17 protein-coding genes are annotated in these 17,669 nt (G+C 38.5%); 4 read left to right on the forward strand and 13 right to left on the reverse strand.

Features of this window, described 5'->3' with window-relative positions; all coding sequences use genetic code 11:
- The first annotated feature begins 173 nt into the window (after window positions 1-173).
- The 3 genes from ACX9YW_RS08750 to ACX9YW_RS08760 all read left to right on the forward strand — a co-directional run bounded on the left by ACX9YW_RS08750 (window position 174) and on the right by ACX9YW_RS08760 (window position 5,857).
- Window positions 174-3,257, forward strand: coding sequence for a GNAT family N-acetyltransferase (locus ACX9YW_RS08750; protein WP_460344936.1), 3,084 nt, complete (start codon window positions 174-176; stop codon window positions 3,255-3,257).
- A 17-nt stretch (window positions 3,258-3,274) separates the two neighbouring features.
- Window positions 3,275-4,129 carry an amidohydrolase family protein gene (locus ACX9YW_RS08755; protein ID WP_460344939.1) on the forward strand — a complete coding sequence of 285 codons (855 nt, stop codon included), beginning with the start codon at window positions 3,275-3,277 and terminating at the stop codon, window positions 4,127-4,129.
- Window positions 4,130-4,264: 135 nt separating this feature from the next.
- Window positions 4,265-5,857, forward strand: a complete 1,593-nt coding sequence (locus tag ACX9YW_RS08760; protein WP_460344942.1) for a M2 family metallopeptidase — start codon at window positions 4,265-4,267, stop codon at window positions 5,855-5,857.
- 64 nt (window positions 5,858-5,921) lie between these two features.
- Here the strand turns inward: ACX9YW_RS08760 and ACX9YW_RS08765 are convergent, their stop codons facing one another.
- The 5 genes from ACX9YW_RS08765 to murG all read right to left on the reverse strand — a co-directional run bounded on the left by ACX9YW_RS08765 (window position 5,922) and on the right by murG (window position 11,367).
- On the reverse strand, window positions 5,922-8,030 hold the full coding sequence (locus tag ACX9YW_RS08765; RefSeq protein WP_460344945.1) for an MMPL family transporter: 2,109 nt from the start codon (window positions 8,028-8,030) through the stop codon (window positions 5,922-5,924).
- Window positions 8,031-8,138: 108 nt separating this feature from the next.
- Entirely contained in the window at window positions 8,139-8,714 is a 576-nt protein-coding gene (locus ACX9YW_RS08770; protein WP_460344948.1) for a TetR/AcrR family transcriptional regulator, read from the reverse strand.
- A gap of 121 nt (window positions 8,715-8,835) precedes the next feature.
- Entirely contained in the window at window positions 8,836-9,483 is a 648-nt protein-coding gene (locus ACX9YW_RS08775; protein ID WP_460344951.1) for a DUF2306 domain-containing protein, read from the reverse strand.
- A 161-nt stretch (window positions 9,484-9,644) separates the two neighbouring features.
- The gene (locus tag ACX9YW_RS08780; RefSeq protein WP_460344954.1) at window positions 9,645-10,283 is read right to left on the reverse strand and encodes a DUF3108 domain-containing protein; all 639 of its coding nucleotides are present in this window, start codon (window positions 10,281-10,283) and stop codon (window positions 9,645-9,647) included.
- A gap of 13 nt (window positions 10,284-10,296) precedes the next feature.
- Window positions 10,297-11,367 carry an undecaprenyldiphospho-muramoylpentapeptide beta-N-acetylglucosaminyltransferase gene (murG, locus tag ACX9YW_RS08785; protein ID WP_460344957.1) on the reverse strand — a complete coding sequence of 357 codons (1,071 nt, stop codon included), beginning with the start codon at window positions 11,365-11,367 and terminating at the stop codon, window positions 10,297-10,299.
- A 147-nt stretch (window positions 11,368-11,514) separates the two neighbouring features.
- On the opposite strand from murG, the gene ACX9YW_RS08790 reads away from it, so the two are divergent.
- Window positions 11,515-12,126: a DUF2238 domain-containing protein gene (locus tag ACX9YW_RS08790; RefSeq protein ID WP_460344960.1), complete on the forward strand. Its 612-nt coding sequence runs from the start codon at window positions 11,515-11,517 to the stop codon at window positions 12,124-12,126.
- Window positions 12,127-12,156: 30 nt separating this feature from the next.
- On the opposite strand, the gene ACX9YW_RS08795 is transcribed toward ACX9YW_RS08790, so the two are convergent.
- The 8 genes from ACX9YW_RS08795 to ACX9YW_RS08830 all read right to left on the reverse strand — a co-directional run bounded on the left by ACX9YW_RS08795 (window position 12,157) and on the right by ACX9YW_RS08830 (window position 17,669).
- On the reverse strand, window positions 12,157-13,527 hold the full coding sequence (locus tag ACX9YW_RS08795; protein ID WP_460344963.1) for an MATE family efflux transporter: 1,371 nt from the start codon (window positions 13,525-13,527) through the stop codon (window positions 12,157-12,159).
- A 130-nt stretch (window positions 13,528-13,657) separates the two neighbouring features.
- Window positions 13,658-14,479, reverse strand: coding sequence for a hypothetical protein (locus ACX9YW_RS08800; protein ID WP_460344966.1), 822 nt, complete (start codon window positions 14,477-14,479; stop codon window positions 13,658-13,660).
- The gene (locus ACX9YW_RS08805) at window positions 14,479-14,979 is read right to left on the reverse strand and encodes an RNA polymerase sigma factor (RefSeq protein WP_460344969.1); all 501 of its coding nucleotides are present in this window, start codon (window positions 14,977-14,979) and stop codon (window positions 14,479-14,481) included. The genes ACX9YW_RS08800 and ACX9YW_RS08805 overlap by 1 nt, the downstream gene beginning before the upstream one ends.
- Window positions 14,980-15,096: 117 nt before the next feature.
- Window positions 15,097-15,795 (reverse strand): CDP-diacylglycerol--serine O-phosphatidyltransferase, encoded by a 699-nt coding sequence (gene pssA / locus ACX9YW_RS08810; RefSeq protein WP_460344972.1) that lies wholly within the window; start codon window positions 15,793-15,795, stop codon window positions 15,097-15,099.
- Between the two features lie 146 nt (window positions 15,796-15,941).
- On the reverse strand, window positions 15,942-16,139 hold the full coding sequence (locus tag ACX9YW_RS08815) for a helix-turn-helix domain-containing protein (protein ID WP_460344975.1): 198 nt from the start codon (window positions 16,137-16,139) through the stop codon (window positions 15,942-15,944).
- A gap of 139 nt (window positions 16,140-16,278) precedes the next feature.
- Entirely contained in the window at window positions 16,279-17,079 is an 801-nt protein-coding gene (gene deoC, locus ACX9YW_RS08820; RefSeq protein ID WP_460344978.1) for a deoxyribose-phosphate aldolase, read from the reverse strand.
- Window positions 17,080-17,127: 48 nt separating this feature from the next.
- Window positions 17,128-17,391 (reverse strand): EutN/CcmL family microcompartment protein, encoded by a 264-nt coding sequence (locus tag ACX9YW_RS08825; RefSeq protein WP_460344981.1) that lies wholly within the window; start codon window positions 17,389-17,391, stop codon window positions 17,128-17,130.
- Window positions 17,392-17,393: 2 nt separating this feature from the next.
- Entirely contained in the window at window positions 17,394-17,669 is a 276-nt protein-coding gene (locus ACX9YW_RS08830; RefSeq protein WP_460344984.1) for a BMC domain-containing protein, read from the reverse strand.

Genomic DNA, 17,669 nt, shown 5'->3' on the forward strand with positions numbered 1-17,669 from the left:
AGATATTTGCAAATTCCTTTACAACTTTCACCTTTCGCTTTACGATTAATAATGGAGTGCATGGAAAAACATTCCTAAACTACCTAAAGGAGGATGCGCGAAATGGATAACCAAAAGAATCAACTTAACACGAATAAAAGGGACTTAGTCACCTAGTTGGAGGAGAATTTTTTATGACCCAAGCTACAAAAGGAATCCAAGTTGTCCAATACCACGAGGGATTGGCAAAAGAAATTGCAAAGATGTGGAATTTAAGTCGTGACGGTTGGGGCGGTGATACACGCGTCATGACCGAAGAACAAGTCAAAACGAAGGAAGCCCACTCGGAGAATATCGAGCTTTACCTTGCCATTGACGGGGAAGAAGTGGTCGGTTATTGCAGCCTTTCGGAATACAAGGAGGATACCGGTTCCCTTTACATCCCGCTCCTTAATGTCCGTTCGGATTACCACGGAAAAAAAATCGGAAAAATGCTTGTATTAAAAGCACTTGAAAAAACCATTGAACTTGGCTGGCCACGCCTTGATCTCTACACTTGGCCAGGAAACACGAAAGCGGTACCGCTATATAAAAAATGCGGATTCTTTTGGGAGGATCGTGATGACTCCACCCATTTAATGAACTTTATCCCGACCGTTCTAAATACACCGCTTTTAAAATCGGTCTTTAGGAATCTTGACTGGTACAGCTCAAGCGTGCGCCAAATCGAGGTAAAGCCTGATGGACACAAAGAAAATGGCTTTACTAATTATGAGTATAGTTGGCAAAAAGATAACATGTTTGCCAGAGTACAATTTGAAAGAACCGGTCGTGGAATGAACTTAATTGAAACCGATGAATTTCTTTTGGAACTTAAACTAGGCGAACATGAAATGATCGAACAAGAAAGTAGAACATTTGACATTAAGCTTATTAATAAAACGGATGCGCCTATGTCATTTAAAGCTTTTGGCAAAAGCGACGCCCGAGTCCAATACGCCGTTGACACGGAGCAAACCGTTGAAGATCAGGCTGTGATCTCTGGTCAGATTATTGTTAAGCCCGGGGATGAACCAAGCAATTGGAAGACACATCCTTATCTATCGGTAACTGTTTGGGTGAATGATCAGGAATGCGAACTTCGGTTAGGAGTGTTCCCGGTTCCTCCGGCTACACTGACTGCCACATATAGCAGCAATCTTAGCTATCTAAATCAAAACACATCCATCCAACTGGAAGTAAAAAATAACTTAAAAGAACATTGTGATTTTACGATTCAACTTCCGGAAAACGAGTTAGTCAGGTTAGAACAGGATACGATTTATGTCGAATTAGAAGCAGGACAAAGAAAAACAATCACCATTCCGTTAACGATCCTAAAATATGGTTTTTATCATCGGACCATCCATCTAACTGCAAGAAAAGCGGATAACACCTTACTTTCATTCCAACAACAAATCAGCGCAGCCTTTAAAGGCTTCGGTGAAAAATTTGGAGGTGAATCAAAAGAGCATTGGTTTGCTTTCAACGGTTTAACGCAAATAAAGGTTAGGAAACGGGATTTATTAATGACTGTTTCAAAAAACAACTTGAAAAATCAACCTATTGCCCTTTTTCCGCCAAAATTAGGAAAGCCATTTTCAAATGAATTTTCAAAGATAAAACCAAGTCAGGTTACCTGGGAAACTGATGATAGCGCCATCCTTTTTAAAATTGTTCAAGATTCAAATGATAAAAAGGGTTTAGAGTTAACTCAAACCTTTCAGGTATTTGGTGATGGGATTGTTCATAGGTGGATTAGTATTGAAAACGTTGGGAATGTTGTCCATGAGGATATACACATGAGCTCTTCCCTATTCCATGAGCTTGTGGATTCTTATTTTCCATTAGAAGCTGGCATTGTCCAATTCAACGCAAAACGGATTCTAGAATTTGGAGACCTGAAGCCAACTAGTATTACCGGGAATTGGTACTTCTCAGAAAATACACCGTATCCAATCGGAGTCACTTGGTCTAATAAGAACAATGCTACTCCGGAAGGCTGGCAATTTGTCATTGAAGACCGATTTGAAGATTTAGAACCTGGAGTTAAAAAGTCGTCAGAAATGATTACCATTTCTGTTGGTGCCTTTAATGAATGGGAAGAATTCCAAGCGTTCGCCAACAAGTCAGTTACGATCAATAAAGCTAACGTCGGTTCAGAAAATTTCATCAAGAGTGATAAACTTATTGTTGACTCCGACTCTGAGCTATCTCTTGCCTTAAAAACGTTCAGAAACAGCTATTTAAATGGCCAATTAGAATTATTTGTAAATGAAAAAGAACACTACCAAACCGAGTTAAAACGTGATGATGAACGCACAGAGCATCCATTTTCCAGTAAGATTCTTCACGCTGAGCCAGTCTCAATAATAGAAGGAACATTTATATCTGAAAGCCATCATACTCATTTGGAAGAATTAATCCTTGTCCCTAGCCAAAAGGAGCCTGTCACGATTCTTAATACGGAAAATGAGATGACAACCTATGAAGTCAATAATGGCATTATAAAAATTAAATCGGCCCCTGACTTCTATCCTGGTCTATATTCGATTAGAGTTAACGACTCAGAATGGCTAGATACTTCTTTTCCGAATAAGACAGCAAAAAGCTGGTGGAATCCATGGGCTGGCGGTATGAAAACAGTTCCAGCTAGCCTAAACACCTTCTCATTAATGAAGGAAAAACATTCTACACAGTCAATCGAGCTTCAAGACCTTAATGGAAACAACTGGAGTGGCCTCGCCATTCATACCGAAATGAAAGAACACTCCGGCTGGAAGGGTGTCGAATTTACGCAATACTACCTGATGCTTCCAGGTGTGCCAGTACTTGCTACCTTCCTTGAAGTCAAACACGATGGTGGAAAAAATCTTAATGATGAAACATGGAATACCGACTTCTTCCTCGGCGGTGATGAGCTTTCAAATATTTCCGTTAATGGCGATCTTTCTGAGAGGATGAATAAGTTCAAGGCCGGGATTGAAGAACTACCGATGTATTTAGATACAGGTAACTATTTTACAATGGATTCTAGACCTGAAAAACTTTATCTTGTTTCAAGTCTTTATACCCATCACACGGAGGCCTATACGAATAAACATGCCCTTCAAGTGCTGGCAACCCAAACGGCGCTTCCTGAACAAAATGTGTTTAAGACTGCACCGCTTTTCCTATTATTTGATCAACGCCTGTTGAGTAAAAATCTCTTGCAAAAGCTAAGAAGAGTTCAATTTTAGAAAACAAGGAGTGCCTTATGAAAATCATCGATGCCCATATGCATTTATCTAACATAGAGTCATTTTATGAAACAGCTGAAAAGCTCTCCTTTGTGGATTATTCAAACAAAGGGATAATAAAAGAATACGCTGAAGCAAACGTCGTATTAGGCATCGGGATGGGGGTTACTGAAACTCCAAAAATGGGATTTCCAGATTACGAAGCGGTGACACCGATGGGCCTTGACCTGGAAGTTGAGATTCCAGCCAATATCGTTTATTGTGCTGGGGTCAATCCTTATGACCTAGGGGAAGAAGCATTAGCCCGATTGGAAGATGAAGTTCAAAAACCAAACGTTGTCGGGATTAAAATTTATCTCGGTTATTATCCTTTTTATGCTTATGATGATGTATATCAGCCTGTGTATGAGCTTGCTGCAAAATACAAGCTGCCTGTCGTTTTTCACACAGGTGATACGTACTCAGAACGCGGGTTTCTAAAGTACTCCCACCCATTGGCTATTGATGAGGTCGCCGTTAAGCACCGCAATGTAAACTTTATGATGGCCCATTTTGGAGATCCTTGGACTTTAACAGGTGCCGAGATTATTTATAAAAACCCAAATGTGTATGCGGACCTTTCCGGTCTGATTGTCGGAACCGAAAAGGATCTATTAAGTAAGAGCGAAGGTCGTTTCCTAGATCATTTACGCCATGCTCTTGTATTTGCCGATTCCTATGATAAATTACTTTTTGGAACAGATTGGCCACTGATTCCAATTGCGCCATACATTGATTTTATCAAAAAATTAATTCCGGAAGAGTTTCATGAACAAGTATTTTACAGTACGGCCGTAAAGCTTTTCCCTAAAATCAAGTCATTTTTAAAATAATTCTTGTGAAAATAGACTGGAAAATTTTGCATTGTCCAGTCTATTTTCTTGAAAAATTTGACTCATCAAGCAGGTTTCTCTATCAAAACAGCGAATTCTTATAATGATTCTTTTCATAGAAAGGTAGCGATACAAATGGCAGTAGTTGAACAGTTTCTACAGCAATATAATGATAAAATGCAAGCTTTATTAAAGGATGTTACTCATTCAAGCTGGATGGCCCAAACCACTGGAGACCCTGAGTGGGCAACAAAGCTTGGCGAAGCAGCAACAAAATTTGATTTACTTTTTGCAGATAAGGAAGCCTACGAACAGGCACAGCAGTATTTAAGCTCTGAAGCCTTAACGGATATCCAAAAGCGACAGCTACAACTTCTGGTCAATGCAATGAAAGAAAATCAATTGCCGGAAGAAGTGATTGCTGATTTAGCCAAGCGTTCTTCTGAGTTAAACCTACAATTTAATACTTTTACTCCAGAAGTGGACGGCAAAAAATACTCAGCTAATGACATTCGTGAGATTTTAGTCAATAGTACGGACTTGGAACTACGTAAAAAGGTTTGGTTTGCTAGCAAAGAGGTTGGTAAAGTAGTAGAAAAAGGACTTCTTGAATTGGTTAGAAAGCGTAATGAAGCAGCAAGATCTTTAGGCTACGAAAACCATCATCAGATGGCGTTTGCCCTACAAGAGCTTGATCGAGATGAAGTATTTTCCATCTTTAAGGACTTAATTGAAAAATCTGATGAAACCTATCGTTCGATGAAACAGGAATTAGACGAGCGTTTAGCTGCTAAATTCGGTATTTCAGCTGAGGATATTCGCCCTTGGCATTATGTTGATCCGTTTTTCCAAGAGGCTCCACCTTCTGACATTACTAATCTAGATCCATATTACAAAGGAAAAGATCTTGTACAGCTGACAACTGATACATTTTCTTCTATGGGAATTGAAATTGAAGATCTTTACGAGAAAAGTGACCTTTTCCCTCGTGAAAAGAAGAACCCAACAGCCTTCTGCTCAGATTTAGACCGTGAAGGTGATGTACGTGTCCTTTGCAACCTTACAGAAAGTGCCTATTGGATGGAAACGAATTTACACGAATTCGGTCATGCTGCTTACTTTAAATATGTGGACCCTTCCTTCCCATTCAGCTTACGTACTGTTAGCCATACATTAACAACCGAAGCGATTGCGATGCTTTTTGGAAAAATGGGGAAAGACCCACGCTGGTTGAAGAGATTTTTACAAATGGACGAAGCGAAGGTAAATGAACTAGCACCTGAGTTACAGAAATATCAACAGCTACAAATGTTAATCTCTGGCCGCTGGATTATTACTTTTGTTTTATTTGAAAAAGAATTATATGAAAATCCTGATCAAGATCTCAATTCTTTATGGTGGAAAATTGTAAATGAGGTACAGTTAGTGACCCCACCTGATTCCACTGATAATCCAGACTGGGCAGCAAAGATTCACTTCACTCTTGCACCAGTGTATTATCAGAATTATCTATTAGGAGAACTGATGGCAGCACAACTGCAACGTTATATTGAAACGGAAATATCACCGGAAATTTTCACGAAGGCTACCGGTGATATGTTGATTCAACAATTCTTCAAGCCTGCAGCCCTATATAGCTGGAATGAAAAAATTGCCCGCGTAACCGGAGAAAAATTAAATCCAGCCCATTTTGTTGATTTATATTGTAAAACGGAAGTAAAGAGTTAAGAACATAAAAAGGATAGCCTATGAACCTATATGGTTCAGGCTATCCTTTTCCTTTTACTAATCCTTATTTTACCGATTCTTTCTGCTTATCTCTTTCAAACAACACTATTAACGCAGGCAGTAATATTCCACGGATTAAAAATGTATCTAGAAGTATCCCTACTGCCACAATAAATCCAAACACAAACAAAATTTGCACTGGCTGTGTCATTAGAACGGCAAAGGTCGCCGCAAGCAAGATCCCTGCAGAAGAAATGACTCCCCCTGTTGCAGCTACAGCGTTTTCCACTGCTTTTTTCACAGAGTGCTGTCTCCGTTCCTCGATAAACCTTGAAATCAAAATGATGTTATAATCAATGCCAAGAGCTACTAGGAATACAAAAGAGTAGATGGGAACTCGGTTACTGATTGTATCGATATCAAAAAATAATTTACTTAAGAACATTCCTAGCCCGACAGCAGCCAAAAACGAGATTAATATTGTTCCCATCATATAAATTGGCATTTTGAAGGATTTGGTTAAGAAAATTAACATCGCAAAAATTAACAACGACTCGATTATGACAATGACGATAAGGTCTCGATTATTGACAGCCCGATCATCGACTTTTTTAGCTGTTTCACCGGCAAAATAAAGTTCCCCATTTATAGCACTATCAGATGCTATTTTTTTAGAATTCTCTCGCATCTTTTCAAGAGCATCCATTGCTTCGACCGAGTATGGACTTTCTGTAAATGTAAGGCTATAGGCAATCACCTTTCCATCATTGGCAGAATCACTAAACCGGACACTGCTTACAAGCGACTGCTCAGCTAAGATTTTTCTAAGCTCCTCTTGTTGCTCGGAAGTGACTGTTTCATTTGCTTCTAACAAGACCGTTGTAGGTGCTAAATCTCCTTTTGCAAACTTATCTTCTAGTATTTCATATCCTTGTCGAGATGGCATGTCCTCTGGAAAGGACTTCATCGTATCGAATTCATACTTGAGATTAAACATGTTACTTGCCGATACAAGTAAGATGATGCTGATCACAGCGACCGAAAGTACGGGTTTTCTAACGACAAAACGTCCGACTTTACTCCAAATAGAATGGCTTGCAACCTTCTCATCACCAACACGGGGAATTTTTGGCCAAAATGATTTTCTACCAAATAGCGTAAATAGTGCTGGTACTAAAGTAACCGAAGCCACCATAATCACTACCATCGTTGTTCCAAAGATCGGGGCAAAATTACGGTAATCACCAAACTCGGCAAAAAACAAGACTAACATCGCAGCAAGAACGGTTCCACCTGAGAAGAATACCGGCATTCCAGTTTCTCTCATCGCCTGTTGCATCGCAGCAAATTTATTATCATGAGTTTTTAACTCTTCTCGAAAACGCGAAAATACAAATAATGAGTAATCAATGACGGCAGCAAATAATAAAATCGTCATAATCGAAAGTGTCTGATTACTCAACATCAATCCTGCTTTTCCCATCAAACCTAGGATTTGATTCACAACCTCATAAACAAAGGCTGCCGCTAATAATGGAATAAGTGCTAATAATGGTGAACGATAGATAACAATTAGCAATATTAAAATTAAGCCAACAGTTGATAATATAAGCACGACATCCGCTCGAGAAAATAGATTTAAGGAATCCACACCAATTCCGGCCGGACCTGTCACATATAGGGAATAATCGGTTGAGACTTTCGCTAAATCATACATATTTTCTAGTTGAGTTCTAATTTCCTTGTTTTCTAGGTTCGTTTTGAACGTTAACGGAATAATGATGGTCGATTCGTCTTCGGACAAGAAATTTTTTACAACTTGAAGAGGCATTTGCAAGATTGGAACCATTTCCTTAATGCCTTCCATTTTTCCATCTTCCATGCCCTTAAAAAATTCAGTTAACTGGGATAGATTAATTTTACCCTCTTCAGCTTGAAAGACTAAAATGGCTGGAATGCCGTCGTTTTCCTTAAAATATTGATCGACTTTGCTTTGTGCTATAACAGACTGGGTATCCTTTGATAAGGAATCAATGCTAGTTACCTCATATTCCTTTGCACTAGGAGCTAATACAGCTAATAAAACAGTAACAATCAACCAAATTGATAAGGTTATCCACATACCCTTTTTGGTTGTGACCTTGTCTGTTATTCTCCTCATCCATTTTTCCATACTATCTATCCTTTCTCCACCCCAAAGTGACACAAACGTCACTTTGGGCAAAAAATAAATTGACACTACCGTCACATTGATTATCTACGAATGTGACACAAGTGTCAATTATCTTTTTATGAACATTCCGCACGTTATGATTTCCTTGATCGCTTGGATCCATTCTGACCGTGGAATACCAAAATGATTTGGGATTTTTATCGTTTGAAAAATCATCCCTAGCAAAAGACTATCTGGAAGATTCCCTTTTAGTAACTTTTCCTCTCTTCCTTGGTGGATGAAGTTTTGTAATTGTTGATACATTTTTAAATGAAGGGCATCCAATATCTCCTTATTGGCTAGTACCTTTTGATTTTCACCTACTTGAACTTGCATCCCCATTTCAATTAGTCTAGGGATATCTGGATCTTTAAACATCCAGTCAAAAAGAAAATCCATTTTAGAGGTAAAATCCGGAAATTCCTGTATTTTTGCTAAGTCGGCTAAATATCGATTCATTTCAAAGATCATAAAATCGGTCACAAGCTCTTCTTTATTTTCGTAATATTTATACAATGTCCCTCTAGCCACTTCTAACCGTTCGGCTAAATAAGCAAAGGTAAACCCTTCCAGGCCATACTCTAAAAGTAATACTTTTGTCGCTTGAAAAAGCCTTTCCTGCGAAAACTTTCGTTCACGAACCATGATTTTACAACTACCCTTTCATCCAATCTTTCTGCCTATGATTATAACATGTGAACCTAAAAAATGAACCCATTACTGTTTTTTCAATCAAAAAAGACCGTCTAATAGACGACCTTTTTCCTTAGGCTGTTAAAACCGACGAATTTTTCTTTACCCGTTTCGATTTCCTTAACCAATATTCCATTACCAACATATTCCCGATTAAACCTACCCATATCGCCATACTATAGCCTAACTTAAAATTATCGAATGAATAGCCGATTACCGCTGACCAAATGCGGAAGGTGATGGCGACAAACGTAACGGCGTAGCTTCGATACATCCAATTTTCATGAAGCTTGAATTGTTTTTTTCGAACATATTTATATGCCAAATAGGTTGTTACAAGCCAAGCGATTGAGAGTGCGAAAAATCCAACCTTTGAAAGGAACCCACCAAATGCGTAAAAAGATAGATAAATACCAGTTAGCCCGCTTATTAGTATGGTAGCCACATAGATTTTCCCTAAATTGCGGTGTAATGTTTTTCGTTGATTGCGTAGCTTTTTAAAAAATTGAAACGGACCAATGACAAGTGCTAGCGATGCTGTAACGATGTGTAGAATTAACACGATATTCCAAGGCTTGTAATGAAAATCATACAAGTCCATCCCTTGTTCAATTAGCGTTTTATTTGTCGAAACCGGATCTAACGCCAGATAACGAATGAGTGCGGAAACAGCTAACAAGAAGGCCATTAATATGACTAAGCCAACTCCAAATTTTTTCATGAAACCTCTCCCTTTGACTATATTTTCAAATATGTCCATATTATGACATATATAATAGCTTCTGCCTATACTGGTTGTGTTAATATTTCGCCAAAATTAGATGTACACATACAAAAAGCTGCCCATGTTGGCAGCTTTTTTTTACAAATAACAAGTTTATATTATCGAATAAAATCAAAAAATACCCCTTCGCTAAGCATAACAGATTGTTTCAGCAATTCTTTTGTATCTTTACTTATCCAATACGTTTGTACAAGTCCGCCGATATCAATGGGAATTCGAAAAGCATCCAATTCCTGTTCGCCATCAAACACTCGATCAAGGCTAGTTACCTCTAGATTAACTCCAACAGTACTCCCAATCATGTGGTTAAACATTTTTATTTCATTCTGATAACCAATTTCCAGCGGCAACATCCGTAACACCAACTCCACTGAAAATAAATCAAATACCCCATTTTCAAGGTCAAAACGGCGAACGACGTCATCATCCGCTACAACTTCTACTACATTCTCCAAATAGGTCACTGTTACATTTTTCTGTCCCCTATCCGTACACAGTAGCGGTTCGAATGTAGATAAGCGCAACGTTAAACAAACCGTTCGATCACCCCTTTTTGGATCAAGAAACTGAAGTTTCTGCTCTCGATACAGCAAGTCCTTATCGTAATCAATGACAACTTTCTCAGAGGTAGAGCCTATTACATTTGACACACCATTTTCTACTAAAACAACTTTTTTCTTGTCCTTACATTCGCTAAACAAATTCCAACCCAAAGAAGCGTTACCTGTTAAAAGCATCCGATTTTCCCCTTTAATGAACGATTTTGTTTATCTCCTCAATGATCGATTCGATGGCTTGCCCTTGGGCTGAAGACTCCATCGCCGATTTATAGCTCTCTCTATTTGTCTCTAATTTTTCTAACGCTTCTTTTAACGAATCCTTATCCAATTGCTCCTCTTCCAAGGTTAATGAATAGCCCTTTTCAGCAAAACTGCGGGCATTTAAAATTTGGTCTCCTCTGCTTTGTGCTTTGCTTAAGGGGATGATCAACATTGGAATTTTTAATGCCAAAAATTCAAAAATCGCATTAGAGCCGCCACGGGTAATCACCGTATTCGTGGCAGCTAAAATATCTGGAAGTTCATCATGGACATATTCAAACTGTTTATAACCTTCAATCCCTACTAAAGATTCGTCCACATTCCCTTTGCCACATAAGTGAACAATTTGGTATTTCTTTGTCAATTCACCAATCGACTCACGGACGGATTCATTAATTTTTTTCGCCCCTAAACTACCACCCATGATCGTTAATATAGGAAGCACGTTGTGGAATCCAAGAAAACGGCGACCCTTTTCTGCTGAACCGACCAATATTTCTTTACGAATCGGCGAACCGATAACTCGGGTATGGCTTTTTGGAAAATACTTGGCCGTCTCCTCGAACGAAGTAAAAATCTTCGTTGCGAAGCGCTGAGAAATTTTATTCGCCAACCCCGGAGTTAAATCACTTTCATGAATAAAAATCGGAATTCCCAGTGATTTTGCCGCTATAATGACAGGCACGGAAACAAACCCGCCTTTAGAAAATACTAAGCTAGGACGCTGCTTTTTTAAAATTTTCCTAGCATCCAAGCAGCCTTTTAATACCCGAAAAATATCCTTCACATTTTCAAAATCAATATATCTTCTTAATTTTCCACTGCTAATTTCAAAGTATGGAATATTTAATTTCTGAATTAATTCTTTTTCAATACCCTTTTTTGAACCAATATATTTAATATCCCATTTTTGTTTATCTAATTCATTTATGATAGCGATGTTTGGTGTAACATGACCTGCTGACCCGCCACCTGTAAAACAAATCGTTTTTTTTGACATAATGCCTCCTGTTAGTTCCTCTATCTGTATTCATCATAATGATTATATATTAAACACGCCAAAACATGCCAAGAAAAGAACAAATACTAAATTTTTTACTAAAAATTTAACCATACTATAGCTATCATGGTTTAGGAGTGTTAATAAATGGCTCAAAAGAAATGGTCTCATCTCTTTTTGTTATTCCTGTTTCTCGGCTTTCTCATTTGGTCATTAATCAAGCCGGAGAAAGGCTATATTGTTTGGCTATTGGAATCCTTACCTGCCATCACCGTTTTTTTCATTGTGATCTTCACCTATCATAAATTCCGCCTGACTACCCTTTCCTATGCGATTATTACCCTCTTATCGATATTAACTTTTATCGGTGGCCATTATTCTTATTCAAAAGTCCCGCTATTTAATTGGATTAGGGATCATTATGATCTTAGCCGCAATCATTACGATCGATTCGGGCACTTTCTAAAGGGGCTTATGGTTATTGTTATTAGAGAGCTTTTAATAAGAAAAACCACTTTAACGATAAGTAAAATCACCACGTTCATCGCCTTATGTATCACCCTCTCGATTGGGGCACTTTACGAAATCATTGAATGGGGAAGCACAAAAATAGCTGGCGGAACCAATGCCACCAAAGACTTCATGGGCATGCAAGGAGATAAATGGGACGCCCAATGGGACATGACATTCCTACTCATCGGATCCATACTCGCAGCCCTCCTCTTTACCAAACTGCACAATAAATTTGTAAAAAAATAGGCGATTGGTGACAGGCACCAATCACCTATTTTATACCACTTCTTTCAACATGAGTGGATTGAATTTCCGTTTTTGAATGTAGATGAGTCTTAACGATAAGCAGATTCCAGCGGCTAATAGTCCTGCGGTTAGGCCTATCCAATATCCCGCTGCCCCAAGTCCAGTAAAGTGAGCTAAAAGATAACCAACTGGTAGACAGATTAACCAATAGGCAATTAAAGTCATGACAAAGGCAATGTTCACATCTTTGTAGCCTCGTAATGCTGCTAGAGCTGTCGCTTGAATTGCATCTGAAATCATAAAAAATAACGCATAAATTAAAAATGTCCCTACTAAAGAGATGACGGCTGAATCATTCGAATAGAATCCAGCAATCCCATAGCGGAATAGGACAACAAACACCCCAGCCACAACGGCTATGATGATCGAGAGATAAATCCCGAGCCAACTATAAGCTTTCGCATCTTTATACCGTCCAGCTCCTACCTCATAACCCACTAAAACCGTTTGAGCCAACGATATACTTAATGGAATCATATATAAAAAAGCAACAATGTTTAACGCCGTTTGATAGGCCGCAATCGTGGTAATATCAAACTTACTGATAAGTATGGTTACTACAGCAAACATACTCGTTTCAAAAAAGATTGATAGACCCATTGGCACACCAATTTTTAAAATTTCCAATGCCTCTTTAAATGAAAAACGCTTAAAATAGGAAATCCCGACATAAGCAGAAAATGGTTCCTTCGTTTTGATGATAAATGCTGTCATCCCAGCAATTAGCCAGTAGGTAATCGAAGTAGCATACCCGGCACCGGAACCACCTAGCTCTGGAAAACCGAATTTACCAAAAATCAGCACATAGTTAAAAAAGAAATTGACAGGTAAGGAACTAAGTAAAATAAACATAACTACTCGCGTTTTCCCTAGTGCGTAAATAAACGATCTTAACACGTTAAAAACAAATAAAGGAATAATTCCAAAGCTTAATCCTACCAAATAATCGTGAGCAGTCTCCGCTACACTTGGTGCCAAATTCATAACCGATAGAATTGGGTTTAATAAAAATGCACCGACAAGGATCACAATGAGAGCAATTCCGAATGCTAAATATACCCCATGTGAGAGAACCTCAGAAACTTCTTTATGTTTCTTTTCGCCAAATCGCTGCGCTGCAATTGGAGAAACCGCAAGAAGAATCCCACTTAAACCAGTAAAAACCGGATTCCAAATGGCTGAGCCAACCCCGACTCCTGCCAAATCTGAAGCATCGTATTTACCGGACATAAGGATGTTAAAGAACACCATTGAAAACATTCCAAGCTGGGTGATTAAGATTGGAATTAACAAAATCAACAAAAGTTTTATTTTTTCCATTAACGTAAAGGTTTGTTTCATAGGAATACTCCTTCTTAAAATATCACAATAGCAAACTTCATTATATGCTACCGATAAGGAATAATACCAGAAAAAAATTTCGGAGCGCTAAAAAAGAACATCTCATGTCGGGATGTTCTTTTCCACTCAATCAGTCTTGTTTAATAACGCCAATTTCATGTCCTGTTTCAATCATCTCTGTTTCCATTATTTTAGCTGGGTCAACAGTATCATTCTTTATGGCTAGTTGTATATGCGCCTGTACTGAAACTAGTTCTACCGGAAATCGGTCAGTTCTGGACCATGCATATAGTTTTTCTAAATCAATTCGGTATGGTTGAGGCTCATAGCTAACTTTTTGATTAGTTATTTTTGTTATCATCCCATTTTCCTTATCCATTTCTACATATACGATCAAACGAATGGCCGTCTTCATGTTTGGCACCTGGATTTCGCGGAACACCATCTTTTCTGTGGAATCACCTGTTGTCTCACCAAAACGGTACTGAAGTTTATTCGTTTGTTTATCACGTATATCGACAATCGTGAATTTCCCCTCAACCCGTCGATCAATAAACACGTTCTCTCTTTTCTCTGGTATCGTAAAATAGAGATCATCCATAGCCACCTGGTGCTCCGGTAGATGATCGTCAATCGAATCGAAAACCTGCTCTATTCCAGGCATATCTTGATTACCCGGTGTTACTATAGGTTGATCAGATTGTTGATTTTGAATTGGAACATTTTTTATTAAAATACTAACAGAAATAATCGATATCACTAATACAGCCACCACAGTTGCCATTCCAACATGTATTTTCTTCATGAAAATTCCCCACTTTTTCTTCTTTTCATTTTTGGCAGAAAAGGCCTCAATCTTGAGAAGCATTTGCTCTTGAATCTCTTTATCCATGATTGGTTTCGGTAGCTCAGCAAGTTCATTCAATATGTTAGATTGTTTCCCGTTATCCATTACATGAACCTCTCTTTCTCTTTTTGCAAAGCTTTTAGGGCTCGGTGAAAGGTAAGTCTGACCTTATCCTCTTTCCAGTTTAAAATTTTGGCCGTCTCCTCAATGGATAATTCTTTTATCCCCCGTAATACGATGACATCGCGATAATTGGTTTTTAATGTGCGAATGGCTTCCAATAATTCCTTTTTCGATTCACTTAATTGAAGGAGATGTTCCGGTGTGTTGATCTCAATCTCTGCTTGCTTCTCCATCAAAATCAAGCTCTTTACTCTCATTCTTTGTTTTCGGCGTATTTCGTCTATAGCTACATGTCTAGCGATACTAAATAGCCAAGTCTTTGGGCTTGATTTTTCTTCAAAGGCATTCATTTTTTTAATCGCTCTAAAAAAAACCTCTTGGACTATATCTTCGACATCACTTGTTCCAAGGTAATAAATTAAGAATTGGTAAATATCGTTACTGTAATCCTGAAACCATTCACTGATTCTGGTGTTTGACATCGTTAAAGCTCCCCCGGGTTAGTTAACTATCTATTAGTCGAACGACTTTCCAGTTTGTTGCAGTTTTTTATGAATTTTTTCCAAAAAGAAAAGTGAGCTTTTTAGGGAGCTCACTTTTCAATCGATTTCTTTTTTATTTTTTCCTTTTACAAAACGGTATAGTAAATAAGCAATATACAATGGAATCGCAATATAAATTAAATAGGGAAATTGCTCCTTTGTTTCTTTATAAATGATCACAAAAATGAGTGAAGCTACAAATAGGGTCACAATTGTCCCGTATTTAGGCAGCGGAATTTCTTTAAAGCTTGGAATTCGAATCCGGCTAACCATTAAAAAGCATAGACCAGTAAACACTACTGTTGTAATAATATTAGGAATTTTATCTCCAAAAAGGGTAAGAATCGCTAGAATTCCCCCTGCCGCAGTAATTGGTACTCCGATAAAATAATTTAAAGATGTTTTGTCCGTACTTATGTTAAATCTGGCTAGTCGATAGGCACCAAACAATGGAAATACTCCAGCAACTGCTAATCCTAATATACCGAATTGATAAAAGTATGTATAATACACTAAAAAAGAAGGCGCTACTCCAAATGTCACAACATCCGCAAGTGAATCAAGCTCTTTGCCTAATGCCCCATTCACCTTTAACATTCTGGCTAAACGGCCATCCATACTATCTAACATCATCCCAATGATGATCAGTATCGCTGCATTCTTATATTGACCATTTGCGGCAAATCCAATAGATAAAAATCCGCAATAAAGGTTCCCAAGCGTAAACATATTTGGTATTGATTTTACTAACCGCACTATAGACAATCACTCCTTCAAAATTAAATTCCACACACCTATAAGGTCTCATTCATTATATCAAAAAATTCATCATCTTGCTTAAATGCGTTGGAAAAAATTAAAGGGAGCTAACAACTGTTAGCCTCCCCAAATTATGTATTCACTTAAATCGACACATCTCCGATTTTAAAGCTCCAGTTAAAAGTGCTTGTTATTTTTTCTAATGTAGAAATGGTAGGGTCGATTAATCCTTGTTCCAATTGACTGATTGTTTTACTATCTAGTCCTACTATTAAAGCAAACTCTTCTATCTCAAGGCCTTTTAATTTTCTCATATTTACGACTTGTTGTGCGATTGTCATTCTTTCACACCTTTCTATGATGTAAGCGGTTACTAAATCTATTATACGAAAAAATAACTAAAATTTCAATATCACCAATATTTAGATAGTAAAATATTTATGGCCCTAAAGAACACCTTAGGGCCGATTATATCCACTATTAATAACTACCTTTACCTTGCTCACCTTTAACAATCGCGATTCCAGCACTTGCGCCAATTCGAGTAGCCCCAGCTGCAACCAGCTTACGAGCGGTATCCAAATCACGAACACCAGCTGATGCTTTCACGCCCATATCCGGACCAACTGTTTCACGCATTAAAGCGATATCTTCAGGAGTGGCAACACCAGGTCCGAATCCAGTTGAAGTCTTAACAAAATCTGCTCCTGCCATTTTTGAGAGCATACAAGCTTTTTTCTTTTCCTCGTCCGTTAAGAAACCAGTTTCAATGATTACCTTCACAACTGCTTGACCTTTACAAGCTAGGACAACACCTTCGATATCCTTTTTAACCGTTTCGTAATCTCCTGATTTTAATGCTCCAATGTTAATAACCATATCGATTTCAGTCGCACCATCAGCAATTGCATCGCGTGCTTCAGATACTTTAGAAAACGTACTTGTTGAGCCTAATGGAAAGCCAACCACTGTCGTGATTCCGACCTTGCTTCCTTTTAAAACTTGCGCAGCCGTGCTGACCCAGAAAGGATTAACACAAACAGTTGCAAAATTATATTCGATAGCTTCCTTACAAATCTGAACGATTTGATCCTTTGTACTATCCGGTTTTAATAATGTATGATCAATCAGTCGGGCAACCTGTGGTCCTGTAATGACTTTGTTTTCAAAGTAGGACGGTGCTGAACTTGCCACTTGGGCCGGCTTATTCCCAGCACCCGCATTTGAAATTTGTGCCATTACTTGTTCTGTAATTTGTTTTACCAATAATTCCATGTCCAACTGAACTCACCTCCGTTGTTTTTTGCTCCATCCATTGGAGCTTTTCCATTATTCTAAGTAGTCTACTATGCCTACGATAATCGCATCGACAGCGGCGTCCGGCTTTTTTAATATTTCCCTTGCCGAACCGCCCTCTTCGATGATAATAACAATATCACCAATACCCGCTTGGGCTGCATCTACAGCCACAAACGAGTCTCCAATTGCTTTTCCCGTTGTATCAACCGGTTCTACCACCATCAACTTTTGGCCACTGTGGCTAGCTGTTTTAATGGTAGAAACAATATTTCCAATTACCCTAGCGAGCTTCATAATTAAGCTTGTTGAGGTAAAATTTTCTCGATATCGGAATGTGGTCTTGGAATGACATGAACAGAAAGTAATTCTCCAACGCGAGCCGCTGCATCCGCACCAGCTTCTGTTGCTGCTTTAACAGCACCAACATCCCCGCGAACCATTACACAAATTAACCCTCCACCTACATTCACCTTACCAACAAGCGTTACGTTTGCCGCCTTTGTCATGGCGTCTGCTGCTTCAACTGCACCTACTAAACCTTTTGTTTCGATCATTCCTAATGCGTTATTCAT

The sequence above is a fragment of the Pseudoneobacillus rhizolycopersici genome (genome assembly GCF_054786815.1).

Coding starts and splice junctions, on each gene's coding strand:
- murG (WP_460344957.1), bottom strand. CDS start 11,367: ATGTCAAAAAAAACGATTTGTTTTACAGGTGGCGGGTCAGCAGGTCAT.
- ACX9YW_RS08825 (WP_460344981.1), bottom strand. CDS start 17,391: ATGAAGCTCGCTAGGGTAATTGGAAATATTGTTTCTACCATTAAAACA.
- ACX9YW_RS08795 (WP_460344963.1), bottom strand. CDS start 13,527: ATGAAACAAACCTTTACGTTAATGGAAAAAATAAAACTTTTGTTGATT.
- ACX9YW_RS08760 (WP_460344942.1), top strand. CDS start 4,265: ATGGCAGTAGTTGAACAGTTTCTACAGCAATATAATGATAAAATGCAA.
- ACX9YW_RS08815 (WP_460344975.1), bottom strand. CDS start 16,139: ATGACAATCGCACAACAAGTCGTAAATATGAGAAAATTAAAAGGCCTT.
- ACX9YW_RS08790 (WP_460344960.1), top strand. CDS start 11,515: ATGGCTCAAAAGAAATGGTCTCATCTCTTTTTGTTATTCCTGTTTCTC.
- ACX9YW_RS08805 (WP_460344969.1), bottom strand. CDS start 14,979: ATGTCAAACACCAGAATCAGTGAATGGTTTCAGGATTACAGTAACGAT.
- ACX9YW_RS08780 (WP_460344954.1), bottom strand. CDS start 10,283: ATGCTTTTAACAGGTAACGCTTCTTTGGGTTGGAATTTGTTTAGCGAA.
- ACX9YW_RS08770 (WP_460344948.1), bottom strand. CDS start 8,714: ATGGTTCGTGAACGAAAGTTTTCGCAGGAAAGGCTTTTTCAAGCGACA.
- ACX9YW_RS08750 (WP_460344936.1), top strand. CDS start 174: ATGACCCAAGCTACAAAAGGAATCCAAGTTGTCCAATACCACGAGGGA.
- ACX9YW_RS08765 (WP_460344945.1), bottom strand. CDS start 8,030: ATGGAAAAATGGATGAGGAGAATAACAGACAAGGTCACAACCAAAAAG.
- ACX9YW_RS08830 (WP_460344984.1), bottom strand. CDS start 17,669: ATGAATAACGCATTAGGAATGATCGAAACAAAAGGTTTAGTAGGTGCA.
- ACX9YW_RS08755 (WP_460344939.1), top strand. CDS start 3,275: ATGAAAATCATCGATGCCCATATGCATTTATCTAACATAGAGTCATTT.
- ACX9YW_RS08775 (WP_460344951.1), bottom strand. CDS start 9,483: ATGAAAAAATTTGGAGTTGGCTTAGTCATATTAATGGCCTTCTTGTTA.
- ACX9YW_RS08800 (WP_460344966.1), bottom strand. CDS start 14,479: ATGGATAACGGGAAACAATCTAACATATTGAATGAACTTGCTGAGCTA.